We start from the raw sequence: 20,674 nt of genomic DNA, 5'->3' as shown, positions 1-20,674 counted from the left end.
CCTGCCCCCGACGGCTTAGAGCGGATAATCGGATTCCGGGTTAATTCCGCAAGATTCGATGAATTTCCGAACCTGGACGACCTCCTCACGCGGCAGGCTGTGCTGAGCGTGGGAAAAGTTGGCACTGTGCCCCTTCAGCGCAACGTGCATCTTGCCAGACTGCGCCGTGCTGATTTCCGCGCCTAATTCCCGAAACACACTTTCAACATCCTTGATGGCGATATTGCCGTTGATCGGGTGAGAAAAAAGCGAATGCAAGACCTTGCGGTGGTGATGGTTCATGGTGCCCTCATGTGGTTGTCCGCGGGTTGTACAGGGATCGGAGCACCATCGCCTTGATGCAGGTCAACCTGCCCCATCCGCCCCCCGCCCCTGTACCCGCATCCGCCCCTCGGCAAGGTTCAGCCGGCCCGCACCTGGGTCAGGAAATTGTCGACCTCTCCCCTCAGAATATCCGCCTGACTGGTCAAGCTCAGGGCCGATTCCTGAATCCGCGCGGCGGCTTGCCCGGTTTCGCCGGCGGCCGATGTGACGGATTCGATGTTGTCGCTGACCTGTGACGTCCCCGAGGCGGCATCCTCGACGCTCCGGGCGATCTCCCGGGTGGCCGCGCCTTGCTCCTCGACCGCGGCGGCGATCACGGACCCGATCTCGTTGATATCGTCGATGATTCGGCTGATACCTCGGATGGCCTCGACGGACTCCTGGGTCGCGGATTGAATGCCGTCGATATGCCGCCCAATTTCCTCCGTCGCCTTGGCCGTCTGCGACGCTAGGTTCTTAACCTCGCTCGCGACCACGGCGAAGCCTTTGCCGGCGTCTCCGGCACGGGCCGCCTCGATCGTCGCATTCAACGCCAGAAGGTTGGTCTGCTCGGCGATATCGGTAATCAGGTCGATGACCTCGCCCACCTTTTCGGCGGCCTGCGCGAGGCCTTGGACCTTGCTGTTCGTCAATTCGGCATCGCGCACGCCTTTCGCGGCGATTTCAGAGGACTGCGTCACCTGTCGGGCGATTTCCTGAATGGATACCGCCAGTTGTTCCGCCGACGCACTGACGGTCTGCACGTTCGACGAGGCCTCTTCGGAGGCCCGCGCAACGACGGCGGACTGTGAATTGGTCTTTTCCGCCAGCCTCGCCATCAATTCGGACGCCGCCTTCAAGTCGTTCGCCGCGCTCGCGACCGCACGGGCGACCCCGCCGACGTTCGTGTCGAAGCCATCCGCAAGCTCGGCCATCTCGGCCTTGCGCGCCGCGGACGCCCGGTCACGCTCTTCTTCCGCCCGCTGGTCGCCGGCCCGCGCCTTTGCCAGACCGTCCTTGAAGACCTGAAGCGCCGACGCCATGTCGGCGATTTCATCCGTTCCTGCGATGTTGATGTCCGCGTCGAGGTGGCCATCCGCGACCGCCCGGGTCGCCTGCGTCAAGGTCGTCAATCGCCGGCCCAGGTTTCGGACGACGTAAAGCCACAGGATCAACAGCGCGATCGCGACCGCAAGACCGACGATCACACCGAGCAGACGTTTTCCCTTGGCGAAGTCCGAGACGATGTCTTCGGATCCGCTTCGGACTTCCGCGCGGGACGTGTCGACAATCGCGCTGACCTCCGCCGACAGGTTCTCCGATAGCTTCTGCGTATCCTCCAAGATCGTCAGCGCGCGCTGGTTCGCGCCGATGACCTTTTTCCGTAATTCGCTGATGCTGCCCTCGCCTTCCGATGCCGCCGTAAACCATGCGGCCGGCTCCTTCAGGGCGCTTGCCATCTCCTTGTCCCGAAGTTCGCCGATTTCGAAGTTGGTCTGGCGGACGGCCAGCAGAATCCCCTCGTGCAGGCGCTGGATCAGGTCAATGTCGTTGGCCTGCGCCGCGGTCGCCATCAGGCCGGCGGTACGGTTGACCTTGGCCTCGATGCGCAACAACGTGCTGACGGTCTTCATGGTCTTGTTGACCAGGGTCGATCCACGTACGGAATTATCGATCATGAATTTCTGCATGGCGGCGGCCAGATCACTGCGCGCGGTCTTCGCCTGTTCACCCAACACAGCCAGAAACTTGTTGTGCGCCGATGGAACCCCGCCTGGATTCTTGGCGCCGACGGCGGCCAGATACGCCGCCACCGCCGGCTGGACCTTCGCCAGGCCGTGCTTGTTCGCCAGCCGCTCAGATACTTCGGTCATAACCTTCGTGGGGCCGTCCCCCGCCGACATGCCGGCGGCGGCCTTTCGCGGCAGCATCACCAGCAAGGCCGCCTTATGGGCCAATGCTTCCAGTTGATGAAGCTGAAGCAGCTTTGGCAGATCCTTGTTCATGAGCGCGTTGACCGCCTGAACCCCTCCGATGCTCAACGCTGCCGACCCCTTCCCGACCTCGCCTTCGGCCGCGCCGAGTATCGGAGCCAGTTTCCTGAGAATGGCCTCGTGGGTATCGATGACCTGCTGGGCGACGACCTGAAGCTCGTCCCTGGCGGCAAGACCACTCGCCACTTCGAGATTCAGGTTCTCGATGTTCTGCTCGAATTGCGCCACCAGGGGCTTGATCCGCGCCGTCGCCTCCTGCGGCCCGGACGCCTCCAGCCTGCCGATCAGGTCGCCGATTTGCGATAACCGCTCCTGGAGGGTCTCAAGAATATCGGCGCTCTGTTCCGTGTTCTGAGCTCTTGCCAGGGCCGGCGCGCTGGCGGACAGCGATGCGCTGCTGCGGGCCAATTCGAGCGCGGTTTCCATGGTCGGAACCGCGCGGTCGAGAACCGCGTGAAAATGTCGTTCCGTGCTGTTGAATGCGAATAGCGCCGTTCCCCCCGCGGCGATGGTCAATAAGGTCACGGTCCCGAACGAGATGAATAGCCTGCCCTTAACCCCCTGAAACGCTCTTCGTTGAACGATCATCGTCTCCCCTTACACGTTGCGTGTGAGCGGAAGTTTTTCTTTCCCTATATCGGGACAGCCCCCAGGCCCGTCTTGATGCGCGGGCTTCACTCACGGTTCAGAAATAAAACCTCCAGTCTTTTTGACGTCTCATTCGCGGCCTCGGGTTTTCGGGCCGCGGTTACGGAAGGCGACCGTCAGATCGCCAGGTACTGTTGACGCATGTCGGCATTCTCAAGAACTTCCTGGGCAAGGCCGTCGAACACCACCTTCCCCATGTCGAGAATGATGGCCCGGTCCGCCAGATGCAGGGCGGCGATGGCGTTCTGCTCGACGATGATCGTCGTCATGCCGTGCGACTTGATCTCTTCCAAGGTCCGCTCGATCTCCTGCACGATCACCGGCGCCAGGCCTTCATAGGGCTCGTCCAGCAAAAGCAGCTTCACGTCGCGCGCGAGCGCCCGGCTGATCGCAAGCATCTGCTGCTCGCCGCCGGACAGCGTGGTGCCTTCCTGATTGCGGCGCTCGCCCAGGCGGGGAAACAGCTCGTAGATGCGTTCGATGGACCAGCCGATCGGCGGCGCGATCTGGGCCAGGGTCAGGTTCTCTTCGACCGTCAGGCCCTGGATGATGCGCCGGTCCTCGGGCACCAGCCCAATCCCGTTCCGCGATGCTTCGTGGGCCCGCATGCTGTGAAGCGGCTTATGATCGAGCCAGATCTCCCCGTGCTTGAGCGCCGGATCGTCGAGCCGCGCGATGGCCCGAAGCGTCGATGTCTTGCCCGCGCCATTGCGCCCCAGAAGGGCGACGATCTCCCCTTCACGGATATCGAACGAGACGCCCTGAACGATATAGCTTTCGCCGTAATAGGCGTGGATGTCCCAGCACGAAAAATAGGCGGGCTGTCCGCCCTTCCCCGTCACCGGCTTCACGCCCGGCGCCGTGCCGTCTTTAAACCCGCCGTTTTCGAGCAGCGTCTGTTCCTCGGCGCTCTTGTCCATACGAGACTCCCGTTCGTCTATCTGGTTCATAGATGCGCTCCACCAAGGTAGGCTTCCTGAACTTTCGGATTCCCCTTGATGTTCTCGGGCGTATCCTCGGCGATGACCGTTCCCTGGGCCAATACGGAAATTCTTTCGGCCAGGGAGAACACCACATGCATGTCGTGCTCGATGACCACCATGGTCACCCCGCGCTGGGCAATCCGTTTCATCAAATCGATCGTGTTGTTGGTGTCCGCCCGCGCCATGCCGGCCGTCGGCTCGTCGAGCAGAAGCAGCTTCGGGTCCTGCACCAGACACATGGCGAGTTCCAATCGCCGCTTGTCGCCACGCGACAGGTGGGCCGCCGTCTCGTCGGCCTTGGCCGCCAAGCCGACGTCCTCAAGCATGGACATCGCCTTCTCGGCCATCGGCCCATTGCGCCGGACCGGGGTCCAGGCGTTGATCTTGAAGGCCCCGTCGCGGCGCGCGAAGCTCGGGATCATGACGTTGTCGATCAGGCTCAGGTCGCCGAAGATTTCCGGCGTCTGAAAAACCCGGCTGACGCCCGCCTGGTTGATCTCGTGCGGCGCCATGCCGAGCAACGACCGGCCGTCGAAGGTGACGGTCCCGGAATCGGGTTCAAGCCGGCCGATGAAGCAGTTCAACAGGGTCGATTTACCCGCGCCGTTGGGGCCGATGATGGCGTGGACCGTGCTGGCCTCGATCTCCAGATTGACGTTGTCCAGGGCCTTCAGGCCGCCGAACCGTTTGTTGACGTTCTTGACGGATAGAGCGCTCATGTCCTGATCCTCCCTATTCCGCCGGCGCCGGTTGCGGCACGCCGCCGGATCCGCCGCCCGGCGGTTGTCGCCGGATCAGATTGCCGATGCGGCTGACGCCTTCCATCAGGCCGCCCGGCAGGAAGATGACGATGACCATGAACAGAGCGCCCAACGTCAAGTGCCAGCCTTCGCCCACGAACATGGAACTGACGGACACGGCGATGTGTTGCAGAACCTCGGGCAGGAAGCTGAAGATCTTCATCAGGATGCCTTCGTTGAAGGCCGAGAAGATGTTTTCGAAATACTTGATGGCGCCGGCGCCGATCACCGGCCCAAGAAGCGTGCCGGCGCCGCCCAGGATGGTCATCAGCACGACTTCGCCCGAGGCGGTCCACTGCATCCGTTCCGCCCCGGCCAACGGGTCGGTGACCGCCAGCAAGCCACCCGCCAACCCGGCATACATGCCCGAAATGACGAAAGCCGTAAGCGCATAGGGCCGCGTGTGGACGCCGGTGAAGTTCAGGCGGTTCTGGTTCGATTTCACCGCGCGCAGCATCATCCCGAAAGGCGAGCGGTAGATGCGCATGGAGATGAAAAAGCAGATGATCAGCATGACGGCGCAGAAATAGAAGCCGGGATAGCCGGTCATTTGGATGCCGAACAGGTCCGACGACGGCAACACGGCGCCGTAATCCCGCCCGAAGGCGACGTCGAGGGCCCGGGGGTCGGACTGGGCCAGTTGGAGACCCGTTTCACCGTTGGTGATCGGGGTCAGCACCGAATAGGCGAGGTTGTAGGACATCTGCGCGAAGGCCAGCGTGAGGATGGAAAAGTAGATGCCCGAGCGGCGCAGCGAGATAAACCCGATCAGTGCCGAGAACAGGCCCCCCATCGCCGTCGCGAAGATAATCGCCGGCACCGGATTCATGCTCAGCAGCTTGAAGGTCCACACCGCGGTGTAGGAGCCCACGCCGAGGAAGGCCGCGTGACCGAACGACAGGTAGCCGGTCAGCCCGAACAGAATATTGAAACCAAGCGCGAAGATTCCGTAGATCGCGAATTTTTGCAGAAGGTCCGGATAACCCGCGCCGATCGGTTTCAGAATGATGGGCCCCGCCAGCACCGCCGCCGTGAACACGGCGAGCAGAAGCAGGTCTTTTTTGCTGATTGAATTGGCGAACATTTTTTATTGCTCCATCACGCCGCGCCGGCCCATCAGGCCGCGTGGGCGGACCAGAAGGACGACGACCGCGATCAGATAGATGATGATCTGGTCAATGCCCGGCAGGATCGCCTTGACCTCGTTCATGGAGGCGAAACTTTGCAGAATGCCGAGCAGGAACCCAGCGGACACGGCCCCGCCCAGCGACCCCATGCCGCCGACGACCACGACCACGAAGCTGAGAACCAGGAAATCCATGCCCATGTGGTAATCGGGGCTCAGGATCGGCGTGTACATGGTGCCCGCCAGGCCGGCGACGACCGCCGCCATGCCGAACACGATGGTGAACCTGCGGTCGATGTCGATGCCCAGAAGCCCCACGGTTTCCCGGTCCGCCATGCCTGCCCGCACCACCATGCCGAAGGTCGTGAACTGCAAGAACGCGAACACGGCCGCGATGATGGCGGTGGAAAACAGGAAATAGATGAAGCGCCAGGCCGGGTAGACCACGTTGCCCGCGTCAAAGCCGACCAGGATGCCGAAATCGATCATGCCGTTGGCGATGTCCGGGGCCGGCTGCGGGATCGGATTGGCGCCGAAATAGCTTTTGACGATCTCTTGCAGCACGATCGCGAGACCGAAGGTCACCAAAATCTGTTCCGCGTGCGGCCGCTTGTAGAAATACCGGATCAGGCCCCGCTCCATGGCGATCCCGATCATCAGCATGATGGGGATCGCGATAAGAATGGAAACCGGCACCGAGAAATCAAGGATCGTGGTGCCGTAATCCCCGAACCAAACCTCCACATAGGGCTGTTTGATCTCCATGGGGGCGCCCCATGGTGTCGTTTGCGTCGGGTCGATCGTGACCTTCTGAATATTCAGAACCGCCTTGACCGCCACCGCGCAGAAGGCCCCCAGCATGAACAAGGCGCCGTGCGCGAAATTCACCACGCCGAGCGTGCCGAAGATAATGGTCAGGCCGAGCGCGATCAGAGCGTAGGCACCGCCCTTATCAAGGCCATTTAGAACCTGGAGAAGAATTGCATCCATGGATTGTCACCCCTACGGAAATAGTTGGCCGCTCCCGGGGGGTAAGACCCGGGAGCGACCGTAAGGCCAGTCAGGGAGGACCGATTATTTGCCGTCGTTGTACGGACCGAGTTCACCGCCCAAAAGGCTGGCCGGATATTCGACCTGCGCCCGGGGCGTGACTTCGACGACTTCGAGAACGTCGAACTTGGAGGTCGGGTTTTCCTTCCCCTTCACGACCAGGACATCCTTGAAGCACTGATGATCCTCGGCGCGGTATTCCGTCGGGCCGTTGCCCAGGCCGTCGAACTTAAAGCCCTCGAGGGCCTTGCCGACGCCGGACGGACGGAAGGTGCCGGCGCGCTGGCAGGCATCCGCATACAGGATGGCCTGGCAGTAGGTGGTGTGCGCCGCCTGCGACGGCGGGAACCCGTACTTCTGGCCGAACGACTTGACGAAGGCCTTGGAGCCTTCGTCCTGCAAGGACCAATGCCAGTTGGTCGAACCGAAGATGCCCTTGACGTTTTCACCGGCACCCTGGGCCATCAGTCGGCTGTAGAGCGGCACCACGATGGCGAACTCCTTGCCGTTGACCTGCTTGTCGCGCAGACCGAACTGAACGGCCTGGGTCAGCGAGTTGACCATGTCGCGGCCGTAGTGGTTTAGCACCAGAACGTCGGCGCCCGAGTTGAGAACCGGCGTGATGTACTGCGAGAAGTCGCCGGCGCCGAGCGGGGTGCGGACGGCGGCCGCCGTCTTCCAGCCCAACTGTTCCGTGTACTTCTTGATCGAACCTTCCTGCGACCAGCCCCAGGTGTAGTCGGCGGTCAGGTGATAGGCGGTACGGTCGGCGCCGAAGTTCTTTTTCAGCACCGGAGCCAGAGCGGAGCCGGTCATTTCCGTGTTGAAGAAGTGACGGAAGCCGTTGGCGCGCTTGTCCTTGCCCGTGGTGTCGTTGGAATGCGTCAGGCCTGCCATGAAGATGACGCCGGCGTCCTGGCACAGGCCCTGAACGGCGATGGCGACGCCGGAGGACGAACCGCCGGTGATCATGATGGCGCCGTCCTTTTCGATCATGCGCTTGGCGCTGGCGCGCGCGGCATCGGACTTGGTCTGCGTGTCGCCGGTGACGTACACGACCTTTTTGCCGTTGATGCCGTTACCCTTCAACGCCTTCGAGGAGAAGGTGTTCAGCATGCCGCCGTCGCCTTCGCCGTTGATGTGTTCGACGGCCAGCTGATAGGCGCGCAGCTCGTCGGCGCCCTCATCGGCATAGGCACCCGTCTGCGGCACGTTGAAGCCGAAGGTAACGGTCTTGCCCTTGGGCTCGTTCAGATACCCGGCGGCGAACGCCTTGGAAGAGAAAATGGTCGGGGCCGCCAGAACGGCACCGGCCGCGGCGGTGCTTTGCAGCAGCCCACGGCGCGTAATTTTGAACTCACTCATGTTTGGAAGTCTCCCAATTTGAATTGTTGTAGGCGGGCCAGATCGATATCTGCGGCTGTTTGCGAAGCCTTAACCCACGATGAATTGATCCATCCCGGGCGAACATGACGGGAGTCTTGTAAACGAATCAATATTTAATTGATTTACATAGATAATTTAGTAAAAAATTGCATTTTATGATAATTAATTTGTAAATTATTGACACATGCGCCCTCCGGCGCGCGATACATACGAGGCGCTCAAATGGTCAACGCAATCCTGGGCACGCGAATTCAGCAATATCGGCGGGAGGTCGGAATGACACAGGCCGCGCTCGCCCGCGAAGTCGGTATTTCCCCCAGCTACCTGAACCTGATCGAATGGAACAAGCGGCCCATCGCCGGCGCCCTGCTCCGCAAAATCGCCAGCGCCCTTAACCTGTCCCTGGACGACCTGGGAAGCGCGGCGGAAGAACGGTTGAATGCCGCTCTTTCAGAGATCGCCCATCTGCCCGGCCTAAAGGACGCGAATGTCGAGAGAGAACGCACCAGTGAATTCATCGGACGGTTTCCCGGTTGGGCCCGTGCCGTCGCGGCCCTGGCCCAGTCCGAACGCGAGGCGATGGTTCGCGCTCAGGTCCTGTCCGATCGGCTGTCGAACGACCCCTATCTCGGCGCGGAGATCCACAAGATGCTGAACCGCATGACCGCCATTCGCTCGGTCGCGGACATTCTCGTCGATTATTCCGACCTGCCCCCCGATCGCCGCGATCGGTTCATAGAAATCATCCATGAAGAAATTCGCGTGCTTTCGGACAACGGCGAAACGCTGGCCACATACCTGGACAAATCAGTGCACGCGGAAAAATTTCTCACCCCGGCCGACGAGGTTGAGGCGCTGTTTGACGCGTATGGCGGCTGTTTCGAGGACATCGAAACCATCGCCGGCGAGATGTCGCACATGCTGGCCGACTTGCGGCCGCTGCCCCGGCGGGTGAAGGCACAAGCATTGGTTGAGGAGCATCTGGCGGGTCCGATTCAACGGATCGTCGCGGACAGCAACCAAATTGAAACAACCGCGGCGGCGGACCGCGCCCGCCAAATGCTTGCAAATTACGCGGTCGGCGCGATTCTGATGCCGATGGCGGCGTTTACCGAGGAGGCCAAGAATCTCCGCTATGACATCGAAGCACTGGCGGACGCCTACTCGACTGAGGTCGACACCGTTTGTCACCGCTTGATCTCGATTCCCAGGGGCGACGGCCTTCCCCGCTTCGGATACCTGCAGGCCAACGCGTCGGGCATGATCATCGAAAAGCTCGGGTTTGAGAAACTCATCATTCCCCGGTATGCCGCCGCCTGCCCGTTGTGGGTTTTATTCCGGGCCCAGCAGTCTCCGGAGGCGGTGATCAGACAGCGCGCGCTTTTCCCTTCCGGCGACCGTTTTGTTTTTATCGCCCGGGCGCGAAACACCGGAATGACCGGGTTCGGCAAGCCGCGGCACTATGTGACCGATATGCTGGTCACGACCGAAGTCGATGCCGGGATGACGATCTATGCACCGGACACCGCATCCGTTGTCGAGGAAGTCGGCCCGGGCTGCCGATTGTGTTCGCGGCAATCCTGTCCGCACCGGGTGGAAGACCCCTTGACTCAGTAACATGTGAATTTCCGCATGGGCATTGCAGACCCGTGTTATCTGGGGTCTAATCGCCCGGTCGGGAGAAAAAACAACAACAGAAATTTGGGAGGTTTCGTCGAAACATGGCGAAACGTGTGTTGCTTGCCGAGGACGAGCCGAACATCGTCGAATCGCTGACTTTCATCTTGGAACGGTCCGGGTTCGACGTGGCGACGACAACCAATGGGCGCCAAGCCCTTGAAGTCGCGCAATCCGACACGCCGGATATTCTAATTCTGGACGTCATGCTGCCGGAACTGGACGGTTACGAAGTTCTGCGGCGGTTGCGGGCGGACGCCCGGACCAAAACCCTTCCCGTGCTGATGGTCACGGCGAAGGGCCAGCGCGAAGACCGGGAAACCGCGATGAAATGCGGTGCCGACATGTTCATCACCAAACCGTTCGTCAACTCCGAACTGATCGCCGCTGTCGAAAAACTCGCGGTCGGCCGGCCCGACTAGGGACTCGCTGGGGACCGCGTCTTGCCTGATCAAAAAATAACACAACTGTCGGGGCGCCGGGCGCGTGATCGGTCGATGGCGATCCTGCTGGTCGGCATTGCCATGGTCATGCCGCCATTCGCACAGGTCGTTCTGGTCGACGCCAATCTTTTCGGCCTGCCCATTCCGCTGCTGTACATCTTTACGGTTTGGGCCGCGTTGATATTGGGCGCCGCGGTCATGGCCCGCCCGCTCAGCAATGCCGGTAGACTGGCGACGCCACCGCGCCAAGGCGGCGGCGAGCCCATCCCCCCAACAGATACCGATCCCGCGAACTGATGATTTCCGTCAATGTCCTGTTGACGGTCTGTCTTGGCTATGTGGTCCTGCTGTTCGCCATTGCCTTCGTGGTCGACCGGCGGGCGCAGCGGAGCCGCACAAGCTGGCTGCACTCGCCCGTCGTCTACACCCTTTCGATCTCCGTTTATTGCACGTCCTGGACGTTTTATGGCGCCGTGGGTTCGGCCGCCCGAAACGGGCTTGAATTCGTCACCATCTATCTCGGTCCCACATTGGTTTTTGTCGGGTGGTGGTGGATTCTGCGCAAGCTGGTCCGGATCGGGCGCGCCCACCGGATCACGTCCATCGCCGACTTGATTTCATCGCGCTACGGCAAAAGCTCAAGCCTTGCCGTGCTCGTCACCTTGATCGCGGTGATCGCAACCACGCCTTACATCGCGCTTCAACTTCAATCCGTGGTCCGAAGCTATCAGATCATTTCCAGTGACGCGGATGCCATCACCACCGCGTTCTGGGTGGCCGCCGGCATGGCGCTTTTCACGATCATGTTCGGAACGCGAAACCTTGATGCCAACGAGCGCCATCACGGGGTCGTCGCCGCCATCGCCCTTGAGGCCATCATCAAATTACTCGCGTTGCTCGCCGTCGGGTTCTTTGTCACCTACGGCATTTCCGACGGCTTCACCGATATCTTCGAAAACGTGCATCCCGACGTCATCCGCGGCTCCAGCGATATCTTCGGCCCAAGGTGGATTACCCTGACGTTCCTGTCCGCAACCGCAATCATCTGTCTGCCACGGCAGTTTCAGGTGACGGTGGTCGAAAACGTGGAAGAAAGCCATTTGACGACGGCGTCCTGGCTGTTCCCGCTTTACCTATTCGGCATGACCATCTTCATCATGCCCATCGCGCTGGTCGGCCTTCAGGTCATGCCAACGACGTCGAACCCGGATCTTTATGTCCTGACCATACCGCTCGCCCATGACAGGCACGAACTGGCGTTGTTTGCGTTCCTGGGCGGGTTTTCGTCGGCGACCTCCATGGTGATCGTTGCCGCGATTGCGGTATCGACCATGGTGTCCAACCATATCGTGATGCCGGTCGCGCTGCGCCTGTTGCAGGGAACGCGCGCGGTCAGCGGCGATGTCCGGAATCTTCTTCTGGTGTCCAGGCGGATCAGCATCGCCTTTATCCTCGGCCTTGGCTTTCTGTATTTCCAGGCCAGCGGCGGATCCGATGCCTTGGCGGCAATCGGCTTGATCGCCTTCGTCGGCGTCGCTCAGTTCCTGCCCAGCCTGCTCGGCGGGATTTTCTGGCGCGGCGCAACCGGGACGGGCGCCTTTGCCGGTCTGGTCGTGGGGTTCATCTTTTGGGCCTACACGCTGTTCCTTCCCAGCTTCGGAGGCGACTTCGTGCTCAGTGCAGCAACGCTGGCGGGCGGCCCATGGGGCATCGACATGCTGCGGCCCCAGGCGCTGTTCGGATTCAAGGGGATGGATTCCCTGGTTCATGCCGTCATCTGGAGCGTCGGGACCAACGCCCTGACGTTCCTCATCGTGTCGAACCTGACCAATGCGGGCACGCTTGAACGGTTTCAAGCGGCGATGTTCGTGGACGTCTTCCGTTCGTCGGGAGGGGCCCCGTCGACCGTCGCCACCAGCACCGCCGACTCGGAAGATTTGTTCATCCTGGCCCAACGTATCCTTGGCACCGACGCGGCCCGCCGGCTTTTCGATGAAATGGCGCATGAACAGGGAACCACCGGGCTTCCCCTGGCCAGCGACGCGGTCGTCGCCAGACTTGAACGGGAACTGGCCGGCTCCATCGGCGCGGCCTCGGCCCACGCGATGGTGTCACGCATCGCAGGCCATGAGACCGTCGGCATGACCGAGCTGATCGACATTGCCGACGAAGCGTTGCAGCTCGTGGAAACGTCCCGGCAATTGTCCGAGAAATCCGCGCAGCTGGAACGCACCGCCCAACAGCTTCGCGAAGTGAACGAACGCCTTCGAGTCCTGGATGCTCAGAAGGACGAATTCCTGAGTCAGATCAGCCACGAACTCCGCACGCCGATGACATCGATCCAATCCTTTTCGGAAACCTTGACCACCGAAGACCCGATATCGCTCGCCGATCAAAGGCGCTTCGTCTCCATCATCCATGACGAAAGCCGCCGGCTGACGCGCCTGTTGGATGAACTGCTGGATATCAGCCGGTTCGAGTCCGGCACCGTGAACCTGCAAATCAGGCGCATTGAAATAAAGGCTGCGATCACGGCGGCCCTGGACGCCATGTCTGGCGTGACAAGGAACGCCAATGTTCACGTCAACATCGAATATGAACAGGATACGCTATGGGTCAAAGCGAACGAGGACCGGCTGCATCAGGTTCTGCTGAACATCCTGTCGAACGCCGTGAAATACAATGATTCCGACCAGCCGGAGGTGCGCATCAACGCCTATAGGAACGGCGAACACGTGCTGATCGACATCATGGACAACGGCGGCGGGGTGTCCCAGGAAGACGCGGCGACAATCTTCGAAAAATTTTCCCGGGGCAGCAAATCCGCGCGCGGCAAAGGCGCCGGATTGGGGTTGCCGATCAGCCGGTCGATCATGCGGGCCATGGGCGGCGACCTGACCGCGGAATTCAGCGAAGGCGGCACCAGCTATTTTCGCCTGCGCCTGCTTAATTCCGCCCCGCCCGTTTAAAACCCTGCCTTTCTGATGCCTTACGCCGCTTGCTCGGTGATGTGCTTGCGGATGACGGCCTTAATTTCCCGCCAGACGCTCAGGGTATAGTTGTCGCCCGCGCGTTGCGCATCGATCGCGCCTTCGATGGCGACCGAAAGGGCGTCGTCCAATCCATGTTCCTGGATCAAGTTTTTTGCGATTTCATTGGGATCGTTCTGCATGCGTGACTTTCGCGAACCGTGTTGTTGAAGATGATCGTCGATCCAACAGGTTTTGCCCGGCAATCATGGCCGCCGTATGGCGAGTCTGCGCCATCATTGCAACACCGTTCGATAATCGCACCGCAACTTCCTTGCCTGCCATCGGCGATCCAGCCTACGGTCCTCCCATCAACGAACCGCCGCTGGATACCCCCCAACATGTCCCCTCGCCGATGACTGACCAACCGCAGCATGCGGCACCGACGAAACCCGCGTCGTTCCTGGGTGCGCTCGCCTGGGCCATGTACGACTGGGCCAATTCGGCCTATGCGGCCGTTATCTCGACCTTCGTGTTCAGCGCCTATTTCACCAAGGCCGTCGCCGCCGATCCCATCGCCGGCACGGAAATGTGGGGCTACGCCATTTCCGCCTCGTCGTTCTGCGTCGCGGTCACGGCGCCGGTCCTGGGCGCCATCGCCGACCGGGGCGGGCGGCGCAAGCCCTGGATCTTCGTGTTCACCCTGGGACTGGTGATCGCGACCGCGCTGATGTGGTATGTGGAGCCCTCCCCGTCATCGGTCGTGCTGGCGCTCGTCCTGGCCGCCGCCGCCAACTTCACCTTCGAGACGGCGACCGTGTTCTACAACGCCATGCTGCCCGACGTCGCCGGACGCGACCGCATCGGGCGTCTGTCGGGCTGGGCCTGGGGGTTCGGCTATGCGGGCGGGATCGTCTGCCTGGTCGTGCTGCTGGTCGGCTTCGTGCAGCCCGAAGTGCCGTGGCTGGGCCTCGACAAGGAAACGGCCGAGCACGTACGCATTTCCGGACCCTTCGTCGCGATCTGGCTGGCTCTGTTCTCCCTGCCCCTGTTCCTGTTCACGCCGGACACGCCGTCCCGCGGCCTGCCCGCCCTGACGGCGGTGCGCGACGGCATCGCCACGCTTCGCGGCACGCTGAAGCGCGCGCGGGACTACGACGGCATCATCGTCTTCCTGATCGGCTACATGATCTACATGGACGGCCTCGGCACCATGTTCACCTTCGGCGGCATCTACGCCGCCGGCACCTTCGGCATGGAACAGGCCGAGGTCATTCAGCTCGGCATCGGCATGAGCGTCACCGCCGGCCTCGGCGCCTTCGCCATGGCCTGGGTCGATGACTGGATCGGGCCCAAGCGCACGATCCTGATCTCCTTGCTGGGCCTCATCGTGTTCGGGTTCGCCATCGTCTCCGTCACCGACAAGGCGCTGTTCTGGACCTTCGCGCTCGGCATCGGCCTGTTCGTCGGCCCGGGCCAGGCGGCCGGACGGTCCCTGATGGCGCATCTCGCCCCCGACCATCTGCGCACGGAAATGTTCGGCTTCATGGCGCTTGCCGGCAAGGCGACGGCCTTCGTCGGCCCCGCCGCCGTCGCCTGGGCCACCAGCATGGCCGAAAGCCAGCGCCACGGCATGGCGACAATCATCGCCTTCTTTGTCGTGGGGTTCATCCTGATCCTGCGGGTGCCGGACGCGCGGCGCTGATTTTCGTCACAGCAGCCCCATTCCGATCTTCGGTTCAGGCCCTATAGACCAAAGTTTTTCCCGAACGGCGCGGCGCGGCTAAGTGTCTGCACAGGCCCGAAACATTGCGCGAAAACATATAGACCTTTAGATATCCCGCCACACATAAACGCACATTGTGCGCATTTTTATGGATTTTCACGCACAATGTGCGTATATTCATGTCCAGCGATTCTCCACCATGAAAGGAGACCACGGCATGCTCTCGCACATCATTCTGTTTCGCGGCTTCATCTTCAACCGGCCCAAGAAGACCCCGGCCGCCACGGCCTACCCCTATTCCCCGCCGGAATGGGCGGCCTTCAATCGGGCGCTCTATCAGCCGCGGCCCCGCTTCGGCCACTGAGACACCGGCCAGCCGGTCCTCCCCTCCCCGTCGGCAGACCGGGTATCAAGGGGGTGTGCACGTCCGTGCCGCCCCCTTATACTTTGTCCTGATTAGGGATTAAGGGCCCGCCGCGTGGACATCGAAATCATCTACGACACCGTCTGCCCCTGGTGCTACATCGGCAAGCGCCGGTTGGATCAGGCGTTGGCCCTGCGCCCCAACCTGAACGTCACCACCCATTGGCGGCCGTTCCTGTTGAATCCCGAACTGCCGCCCGACGGCGTCGACCGCACGGCCTATCTGGTCAAGAAGTTCGGATCGGAAACGCGGGTGCGGCGCATCTACGGCGCGATCGGCGAGGCGGGCCAGTCGGTCGAGATCGATTTCGCCTTCGACCGCATCCAGAAGACCCCCAATTCCATCGATTCCCACCGCCTGGTCAAATACGTCGCCCGCCAGGGCGGCGCCGCCGACGCGGTGGTCGAAGCCCTGTTCGTCGCCTATTTCGTCCACGGCCTCGACATCGGCGAGGAACAGGTGCTGCTCGACATCGGCGACCGGCACGGCCTCGACCGCGCCGACCTGCGGGCCTATCTGGCCGGGGACACGGACCTGGACGCCGTGACCCAGGACAATGCCCGCGCCCACCGCCTCGGCGTCAACGGCGTGCCGTCCTTCGTGTTCGCCGGCCCCATGGTGATTTCCGGCGCCCAGGAACCGCAGATCCTGGCGCGCATGCTCGACGCCGCCGCCTCGGCCGCCTGAGCCGGGAACGCGACCCGGCCGTGACAAAACGCCTGCATCAGATGACGGTGACCTACGTGCCCACCGAGGACCGCATGATGCTGCGCATCGCGACCAACGAAAAGACCGAGTACCGCCTGTGGCTGACCCGCCGCTTTGTCGCGGCGATGTGGCCGGCGCTGGGCGGCCAGTTGGCGCAGACGGCGGACCTCAGCGGCCTGCGACCGCAAGTCAAAGGCGGGGACGCCCCCGCCGGGGCCTCCGAATCCCCTCCCCCGGTCGCCGACGTACCGGCCAAGGTACGCGACGCGGTTCTGGGCATGGAACATCAGGCCGCCGTGCAGGACTCCGATTTTTCCCGCAAGCATGACGAGGACACGGTCGACCTGACCGCCAACACGGGTCCGATGATCGTGGTCGGCGCCAAGGTCAAACCCTGGGACGGCAAGAAACTGGTGCTGGGGTTTCAGACCTCCAACGACATGAACGTCACGGTGACCCTGGACAAGAAACTGCTGCACGGGTTCTGCCACATGGTCGCGACCACGGTGCAGAAGGCGGAATGGGGATTGGCGCTGACCGTGGGCGAACCCGTCGTCGCCCCCCAGGCGGGCACGAAGATCATTCACTGATTTCCTACTAGTAGAAACCCCTTACGCCGCCTTGCCCGCGATGGCCGCCAATTGCGACACCAGGAAGCGCACGCCCTTGGTCCGCGTCGCCTTGTCCGGCCAGTCGCTGACGTAGATCAGCTTGTGATCCGGGCGCAGCTTGGCCTTGCCCTTCTGCTGGGTGATCCACTGCACCAGCCCCGCCGGGTCGGCGAAGTCGTCGCCGCGGAACTGCACGGTGGCGCCGCGCGGCCCGGCATCGACCTTGGCGACCCCGGCGCGGCGGCACGATCCCTTGAGCCGCACCAGGTCCAGCAGGTTCTGCACGCTTTCCGGCATCGGCCCGAAGCGGTCGATCAGTTCGACCGCCAGGTCCTCCATCTCGTCGTCGCCGGACAATCTGGAAATCCGGCGGTACAGATCCAGGCGCAGGCTCAGGTCGGCGACGTAATGGTCGGGGATCAACACCTCGGTCCCGAGGGAAATCTGCGGGCTCCAATCCTCGTCCACAGCGCTCTCGCCGCCGCCGCTCTTGGCCTCGGCCACGGCCTCTTCCAGCATGCGCTGATACAGCTCGACCCCGACCTCCTTGATGTGGCCCGACTGCTCTTCGCCCAGCAGGTTGCCGGCCCCCCGGATGTCCATGTCGTGGCTGGCCAGGGTGAAGCCAGCACCCAGGGTGTCGAGGGTCTGCATGACCTCCAGCCGTTTTTCCGCCGTCGGCGTCAACTTGCCCCGCGCCGGCACCGTCAAGTAGGCATAGGCCCTGATCTTCGACCGCCCAACCCGGCCGCGCAGCTGATAAAGCTGGCCCAGCCCGAAGCGGTCGGCGCGGTGCATGATGATGGTGTTGACGCGCGGCAGATCCAGACCCGATTCGATGATGTTGGTGGATACCAGCACGTCATAGGCGCCGTCGGCGAAGGCCTGGAACACGTCTTCCAGATCGCGCGGCTTCATCTGCCCGTGGGCCAGGGCGATGCGGGCGTCGGGCATCATTTCCGTGATCTGATTGGCGACGCCGTCCAGATCCGACACGCGCGGGCAGACGTAATAGACCTGCCCGCCCCGGTGCAGTTCACGCACCATGGCCTCGCGGATGATCACCGGATCGAACGGCAACACGAAGGTGCGCACGGCCAGCCGGTCCACGGGCGGCGTGGCGATCAGGCTCATTTCCCGCAGGCCCGACAGCGCCATCTGCAAGGTGCGCGGGATCGGCGTCGCGGTCAGCACCAGGACGTGGACGTTGGTCTTCAGCTGCTTCAGCTGTTCCTTATGGGCGACGCCGAAGTGTTGTTCCTCGTCGATGATCAGCAGGCCCAGGTCGCGGAACCGCACGTCCTTGGCCAGAAGCGCATGAGTGCCGACGACGATGTCGATGTCGCCCTTGGCCATGCCTTCCTTCACCTTGGCCGCGTCCTTGGCCGTGACCAGGCGCGACAACTGCCCGATCTTCACGGGGAACCCGGCGAAACGTTCCTGGAACGTCTTGAAGTGCTGGCGGGCCAGCAGCGTCGTCGGCACCACGACGGCGACCTGCTTGCCGGTCAGGGCGGCGGTGAAGGCGGCGCGCAGCGCGACCTCGGTCTTGCCGAAGCCGACATCGCCGCACACCAGCCGGTCCGTCGGCAGGCCCTTGGCCAGGTCTTCCAGGGTGTCGGAGATGGCGCGCAGCTGGTCTTCCGTTTCGTCATAGGGAAAGCGCGCGCAGAATTCGTCGTAAGCCCCCGGATGCCCTTCCAGGCGCGGCGCGTCCTTCAGCAGCCGCGCCGCCGCGACCTGCATGAGCTTCTCCGCCATGTCGCGGATGCGCGCCTTCATCCTGGCCTTGCGCGCCTGCCAGGCGGCCCCGCCCAGGCGGTCCAACTGTCCCGGCCCGCCTTCGGAGCCATAGCGCGTGACGACCTCGATGTTCTCGACCGGAATGAACAGCTTGTCGTCGCCGGCATAGACCAGCATCAGGCAGTCGTGGGCCGCGCCGCCGACGTCGATGGTCTGCAATCCGTCGTAGCGCCCGATGCCGTGCTCCGCATGGACGACCAGGTCGCCCTCGTTGATGTCCGATACGCTGGCGATCAGGTTTTCCGGGCGCACCTTGACCCGGTGGCGGCGCACCACGCGCTCGCCCAGGATGTCCTGCTCCGACACCACCGTGACCCGGCCCGGCAGCACGAACCCCCGCGGCAGGCCCAGGACGATCGCCGACGCCCCCGGCCCCTTGAGCGCCGCCTGCCAGTCGGCGGCGGGCGTCAGCGTCACGCCGCGCTCCGCCAGCACGGTGATCAGCCGCGTGCGGGCACCTTCGGAATAGGTATCGACCACGACGGTGTGGCCTTCGGCCAACAATGCCTTCAGATGCGCCGCCGTTTCCTGGAACACGTCGGCGTCGGGCCGGGCCCGCACGTCGCCGAATTCGCGGCCCGGCCGACCGCCCAGGTCGATGGCGTCGGGCCAGTCACCGGCGGCATCGAAGGCCGACAGTTCGCGCACGTTCATCCCGCCCTCGATCTGCCGCCATTCGTCGGGCGCCAAATACAGTTGCTCGGGCGGCAAGGGCCGGTAAGGCACGCCCGCCATGGCGCCCTGGGGCGTGTTCGCCATTTCCACCCGCGCCTGATGATAATCGGCGATCATGGCAAGCCGGCCTTCCGTCGCCTCGCCCGCCTGGGGCTCCAACGCCACGATCACGTCGTCGGGCAGGAAATCGAACAGGGTGTCCATGCCGTCGTGGAACAGGGGCAGCCAATGTTCCATGCCCGGGTGGGCGCGCCCGGCGGAGATGCTTTCATACAAGGGATCGTCGTCGCCGCCCGTGCCGAAGGCGACACGGTAGCCGGAGCGAAAGCGCGACACCGCCTCCGCGTCCAGAGGGGCCTCCAATGCCCGGCGGATCGCGAAACCGTCGAGCTTGGCGTCGGAACGCTGGGTCGTGGGGTCGAAGCTGCGGACCTGTTCCAGTTCGTCGCCGAAGAAATCCAGGCGAACGGGGTTCGCCGCCCCCGCCGGATAAATGTCGATGATGCCGCCGCGCACAGCGTATTCGCCGGGCTCGTACACCGTTTCGACCCGCTGGTAGGACGCATGGGCCAGGCTTTCCAGAACCTTTTCCGGTCCCGTACGGTCGCCGACACGAAGGGTCAGCCCGGCGTCGTCGAAATAGGCGCGTGGCGGCACCCGTTGCAGGGCCGCAGACACGGTCGTCAGCACGACCGGCGGCGCGCCCTTCCCGCTCACGCCGTGACGCAGCTCGGTCAGGGTGCCGACGCGGCGGGCGACGATGTCGGTCTTGGGTGACACCCGGTCATAAGGCAGACAGTCCCAGGCGGGAAAGGTCAGCACGGAAAGGTCCGGCGCCATGAAGGCAAGGGCCTCCGCCGCCTGGTCCATGTGCACGTCGTCGCGGGCGATGAACAGAACGGTTTTTCCCGCCCGCGCCGCGTCGGCCAGCACCAGGGCCTCGGCCCCGCCGGGCACGCCGAACACGCGGCGCACGCCGGGCGAATACCAATGTTTTTCCATGCCGGTCACGGGGTCTTGCGGTTAGTGGTCATTGTCATTGAAGCTGAGAATCTGGCGCATCAGGTTCGTCGCGAATTCGGCGGGCGGCGCTTCGCGCCCCGAGACCCAGGTGTAGACGTCGTTGTCCGGCTGTTTCAACAGCACCTCGAAGGCGTCCAGGTCGGCCTCGGACAGGGCCTCGATCCGCGCCTCGGCGAAGCCGCCCAGGATAATGTCGTTCTCCTTCATGCCGCAGTGCTGGGCGCGGAAAAGGATGCGTTTGCGGCGGGCGTCCATTTGGGGGCCGGTTCCTATCGAAAGATCGCGTCGGGGGACGTAGGATATAGTCGCTTCAACCCGCCTTGTC

18 protein-coding genes are annotated in these 20,674 nt (G+C 62.9%); 8 read left to right on the top strand and 10 right to left on the bottom strand.

The annotated features are described in order from the left end of the window. Positions 1–15 precede the first annotated feature (15 nt). The 7 genes from RJ527_16430 to RJ527_16400 form a co-directional block, all read right to left on the bottom strand. Positions 16–282 (bottom strand): hypothetical protein, encoded by a 267-nt coding sequence (locus tag RJ527_16430; protein WND75610.1) that lies wholly within the window; start codon positions 280–282, stop codon positions 16–18. A gap of 119 nt (positions 283–401) precedes the next feature. Beyond that, the gene (locus tag RJ527_16425) at positions 402–2,885 is read right to left on the bottom strand and encodes a HAMP domain-containing methyl-accepting chemotaxis protein (GenBank protein WND75609.1); all 2,484 of its coding nucleotides are present in this window, start codon (positions 2,883–2,885) and stop codon (positions 402–404) included. A gap of 176 nt (positions 2,886–3,061) precedes the next feature. Then, positions 3,062–3,865: an ABC transporter ATP-binding protein gene (locus RJ527_16420; GenBank protein ID WND75608.1), complete on the bottom strand. Its 804-nt coding sequence runs from the start codon at positions 3,863–3,865 to the stop codon at positions 3,062–3,064. A gap of 26 nt (positions 3,866–3,891) precedes the next feature. Next, a complete protein-coding gene (locus tag RJ527_16415) occupies positions 3,892–4,647 on the bottom strand; it encodes an ABC transporter ATP-binding protein (GenBank protein WND75607.1) in 756 nt (251 codons plus the stop codon). 13 nt (positions 4,648–4,660) lie between these two features. Further along, positions 4,661–5,812: a branched-chain amino acid ABC transporter permease gene (locus tag RJ527_16410; protein ID WND75606.1), complete on the bottom strand. Its 1,152-nt coding sequence runs from the start codon at positions 5,810–5,812 to the stop codon at positions 4,661–4,663. A 3-nt stretch (positions 5,813–5,815) separates the two neighbouring features. After that, positions 5,816–6,844, bottom strand: coding sequence for a branched-chain amino acid ABC transporter permease (locus tag RJ527_16405; GenBank protein WND75605.1), 1,029 nt, complete (start codon positions 6,842–6,844; stop codon positions 5,816–5,818). Between the two features lie 84 nt (positions 6,845–6,928). After that, on the bottom strand, positions 6,929–8,269 hold the full coding sequence (locus tag RJ527_16400; protein WND75604.1) for a substrate-binding protein: 1,341 nt from the start codon (positions 8,267–8,269) through the stop codon (positions 6,929–6,931). 243 nt (positions 8,270–8,512) lie between these two features. On the opposite strand from RJ527_16400, the gene RJ527_16395 reads away from it, so the two are divergent. The 4 genes from RJ527_16395 to RJ527_16380 all read left to right on the top strand — a co-directional run bounded on the left by RJ527_16395 (position 8,513) and on the right by RJ527_16380 (position 13,379). Then, positions 8,513–9,907 (top strand): short-chain fatty acyl-CoA regulator family protein, encoded by a 1,395-nt coding sequence (locus tag RJ527_16395; protein ID WND75603.1) that lies wholly within the window; start codon positions 8,513–8,515, stop codon positions 9,905–9,907. Positions 9,908–10,011: 104 nt separating this feature from the next. Beyond that, a complete protein-coding gene (locus RJ527_16390) occupies positions 10,012–10,389 on the top strand; it encodes a response regulator (GenBank protein ID WND75602.1) in 378 nt (125 codons plus the stop codon). 75 nt (positions 10,390–10,464) lie between these two features. Continuing rightward, the gene (locus RJ527_16385) at positions 10,465–10,707 is read left to right on the top strand and encodes a hypothetical protein (GenBank protein WND75601.1); all 243 of its coding nucleotides are present in this window, start codon (positions 10,465–10,467) and stop codon (positions 10,705–10,707) included. Then, positions 10,707–13,379 (top strand): sensor histidine kinase, encoded by a 2,673-nt coding sequence (locus RJ527_16380; GenBank protein ID WND75600.1) that lies wholly within the window; start codon positions 10,707–10,709, stop codon positions 13,377–13,379. Before RJ527_16385 ends, RJ527_16380 begins: the two co-directional genes overlap by 1 nt. A gap of 20 nt (positions 13,380–13,399) precedes the next feature. Here the strand turns inward: RJ527_16380 and RJ527_16375 are convergent, their stop codons facing one another. Continuing rightward, positions 13,400–13,582 carry a hypothetical protein gene (locus tag RJ527_16375; GenBank protein WND75599.1) on the bottom strand — a complete coding sequence of 61 codons (183 nt, stop codon included), beginning with the start codon at positions 13,580–13,582 and terminating at the stop codon, positions 13,400–13,402. A 212-nt stretch (positions 13,583–13,794) separates the two neighbouring features. Between RJ527_16375 and RJ527_16370 the strand changes: the two genes are divergently transcribed. The 4 genes from RJ527_16370 (at position 13,795) to RJ527_16355 (ending at position 16,827) form a co-directional block, all read left to right on the top strand. Further along, on the top strand, positions 13,795–15,084 hold the full coding sequence (locus tag RJ527_16370) for an MFS transporter (GenBank protein ID WND75598.1): 1,290 nt from the start codon (positions 13,795–13,797) through the stop codon (positions 15,082–15,084). Positions 15,085–15,322: 238 nt separating this feature from the next. Then, the gene (locus RJ527_16365) at positions 15,323–15,469 is read left to right on the top strand and encodes a hypothetical protein (GenBank protein ID WND75597.1); all 147 of its coding nucleotides are present in this window, start codon (positions 15,323–15,325) and stop codon (positions 15,467–15,469) included. Positions 15,470–15,583: 114 nt separating this feature from the next. Further along, a complete protein-coding gene (locus RJ527_16360; protein WND75596.1) occupies positions 15,584–16,216 on the top strand; it encodes a DsbA family oxidoreductase in 633 nt (210 codons plus the stop codon). Between the two features lie 20 nt (positions 16,217–16,236). Next, complete coding sequence (locus RJ527_16355; GenBank protein ID WND75595.1) at positions 16,237–16,827, top strand: hypothetical protein; 591 nt, start codon at positions 16,237–16,239, stop codon at positions 16,825–16,827. A gap of 21 nt (positions 16,828–16,848) precedes the next feature. On the opposite strand, the gene mfd is transcribed toward RJ527_16355, so the two are convergent. Continuing rightward, complete coding sequence (gene mfd, locus RJ527_16350; GenBank protein WND75594.1) at positions 16,849–20,328, bottom strand: transcription-repair coupling factor; 3,480 nt, start codon at positions 20,326–20,328, stop codon at positions 16,849–16,851. Positions 20,329–20,349: 21 nt separating this feature from the next. After that, positions 20,350–20,604 (bottom strand): succinate dehydrogenase assembly factor 2, encoded by a 255-nt coding sequence (locus RJ527_16345; GenBank protein WND75593.1) that lies wholly within the window; start codon positions 20,602–20,604, stop codon positions 20,350–20,352. Positions 20,605–20,674: the final 70 nt, after the last annotated feature.

The organism is Thalassospiraceae bacterium LMO-SO8, from assembly GCA_031655335.1.
Taxonomy (GTDB): Bacteria; Pseudomonadota; Alphaproteobacteria; order Rhodospirillales; family Casp-alpha2; genus UBA1479.
The sequence above is the reverse complement of the archived record's forward strand: the minus strand, read 5'-3'. Positions and strand labels throughout refer to the sequence as shown.

What these genes read in the sequence shown, in the direction of transcription:
- RJ527_16400 (WND75604.1), bottom strand. Translation starts at nt 8,269, where the DNA reads ATGAGTGAGTTCAAAATTACGCGCCGTGGGCTGCTGCAAAGCACCGCC.
- RJ527_16415 (WND75607.1), bottom strand. Translation starts at nt 4,647, where the DNA reads ATGAGCGCTCTATCCGTCAAGAACGTCAACAAACGGTTCGGCGGCCTG.
- mfd (WND75594.1), bottom strand. Translation starts at nt 20,328, where the DNA reads ATGGAAAAACATTGGTATTCGCCCGGCGTGCGCCGCGTGTTCGGCGTG.
- RJ527_16410 (WND75606.1), bottom strand. Translation starts at nt 5,812, where the DNA reads ATGTTCGCCAATTCAATCAGCAAAAAAGACCTGCTTCTGCTCGCCGTG.
- RJ527_16385 (WND75601.1), top strand. Translation starts at nt 10,465, where the DNA reads ATGGCGATCCTGCTGGTCGGCATTGCCATGGTCATGCCGCCATTCGCA.
- RJ527_16370 (WND75598.1), top strand. Translation starts at nt 13,795, where the DNA reads ATGACTGACCAACCGCAGCATGCGGCACCGACGAAACCCGCGTCGTTC.
- RJ527_16425 (WND75609.1), bottom strand. Translation starts at nt 2,885, where the DNA reads ATGATCGTTCAACGAAGAGCGTTTCAGGGGGTTAAGGGCAGGCTATTC.
- RJ527_16390 (WND75602.1), top strand. Translation starts at nt 10,012, where the DNA reads ATGGCGAAACGTGTGTTGCTTGCCGAGGACGAGCCGAACATCGTCGAA.
- RJ527_16365 (WND75597.1), top strand. Translation starts at nt 15,323, where the DNA reads ATGCTCTCGCACATCATTCTGTTTCGCGGCTTCATCTTCAACCGGCCC.
- RJ527_16395 (WND75603.1), top strand. Translation starts at nt 8,513, where the DNA reads ATGGTCAACGCAATCCTGGGCACGCGAATTCAGCAATATCGGCGGGAG.
- RJ527_16430 (WND75610.1), bottom strand. Translation starts at nt 282, where the DNA reads ATGAACCATCACCACCGCAAGGTCTTGCATTCGCTTTTTTCTCACCCG.
- RJ527_16420 (WND75608.1), bottom strand. Translation starts at nt 3,865, where the DNA reads ATGGACAAGAGCGCCGAGGAACAGACGCTGCTCGAAAACGGCGGGTTT.
- RJ527_16345 (WND75593.1), bottom strand. Translation starts at nt 20,604, where the DNA reads ATGGACGCCCGCCGCAAACGCATCCTTTTCCGCGCCCAGCACTGCGGC.
- RJ527_16380 (WND75600.1), top strand. Translation starts at nt 10,707, where the DNA reads ATGATTTCCGTCAATGTCCTGTTGACGGTCTGTCTTGGCTATGTGGTC.
- RJ527_16375 (WND75599.1), bottom strand. Translation starts at nt 13,582, where the DNA reads ATGCAGAACGATCCCAATGAAATCGCAAAAAACTTGATCCAGGAACAT.
- RJ527_16405 (WND75605.1), bottom strand. Translation starts at nt 6,844, where the DNA reads ATGGATGCAATTCTTCTCCAGGTTCTAAATGGCCTTGATAAGGGCGGT.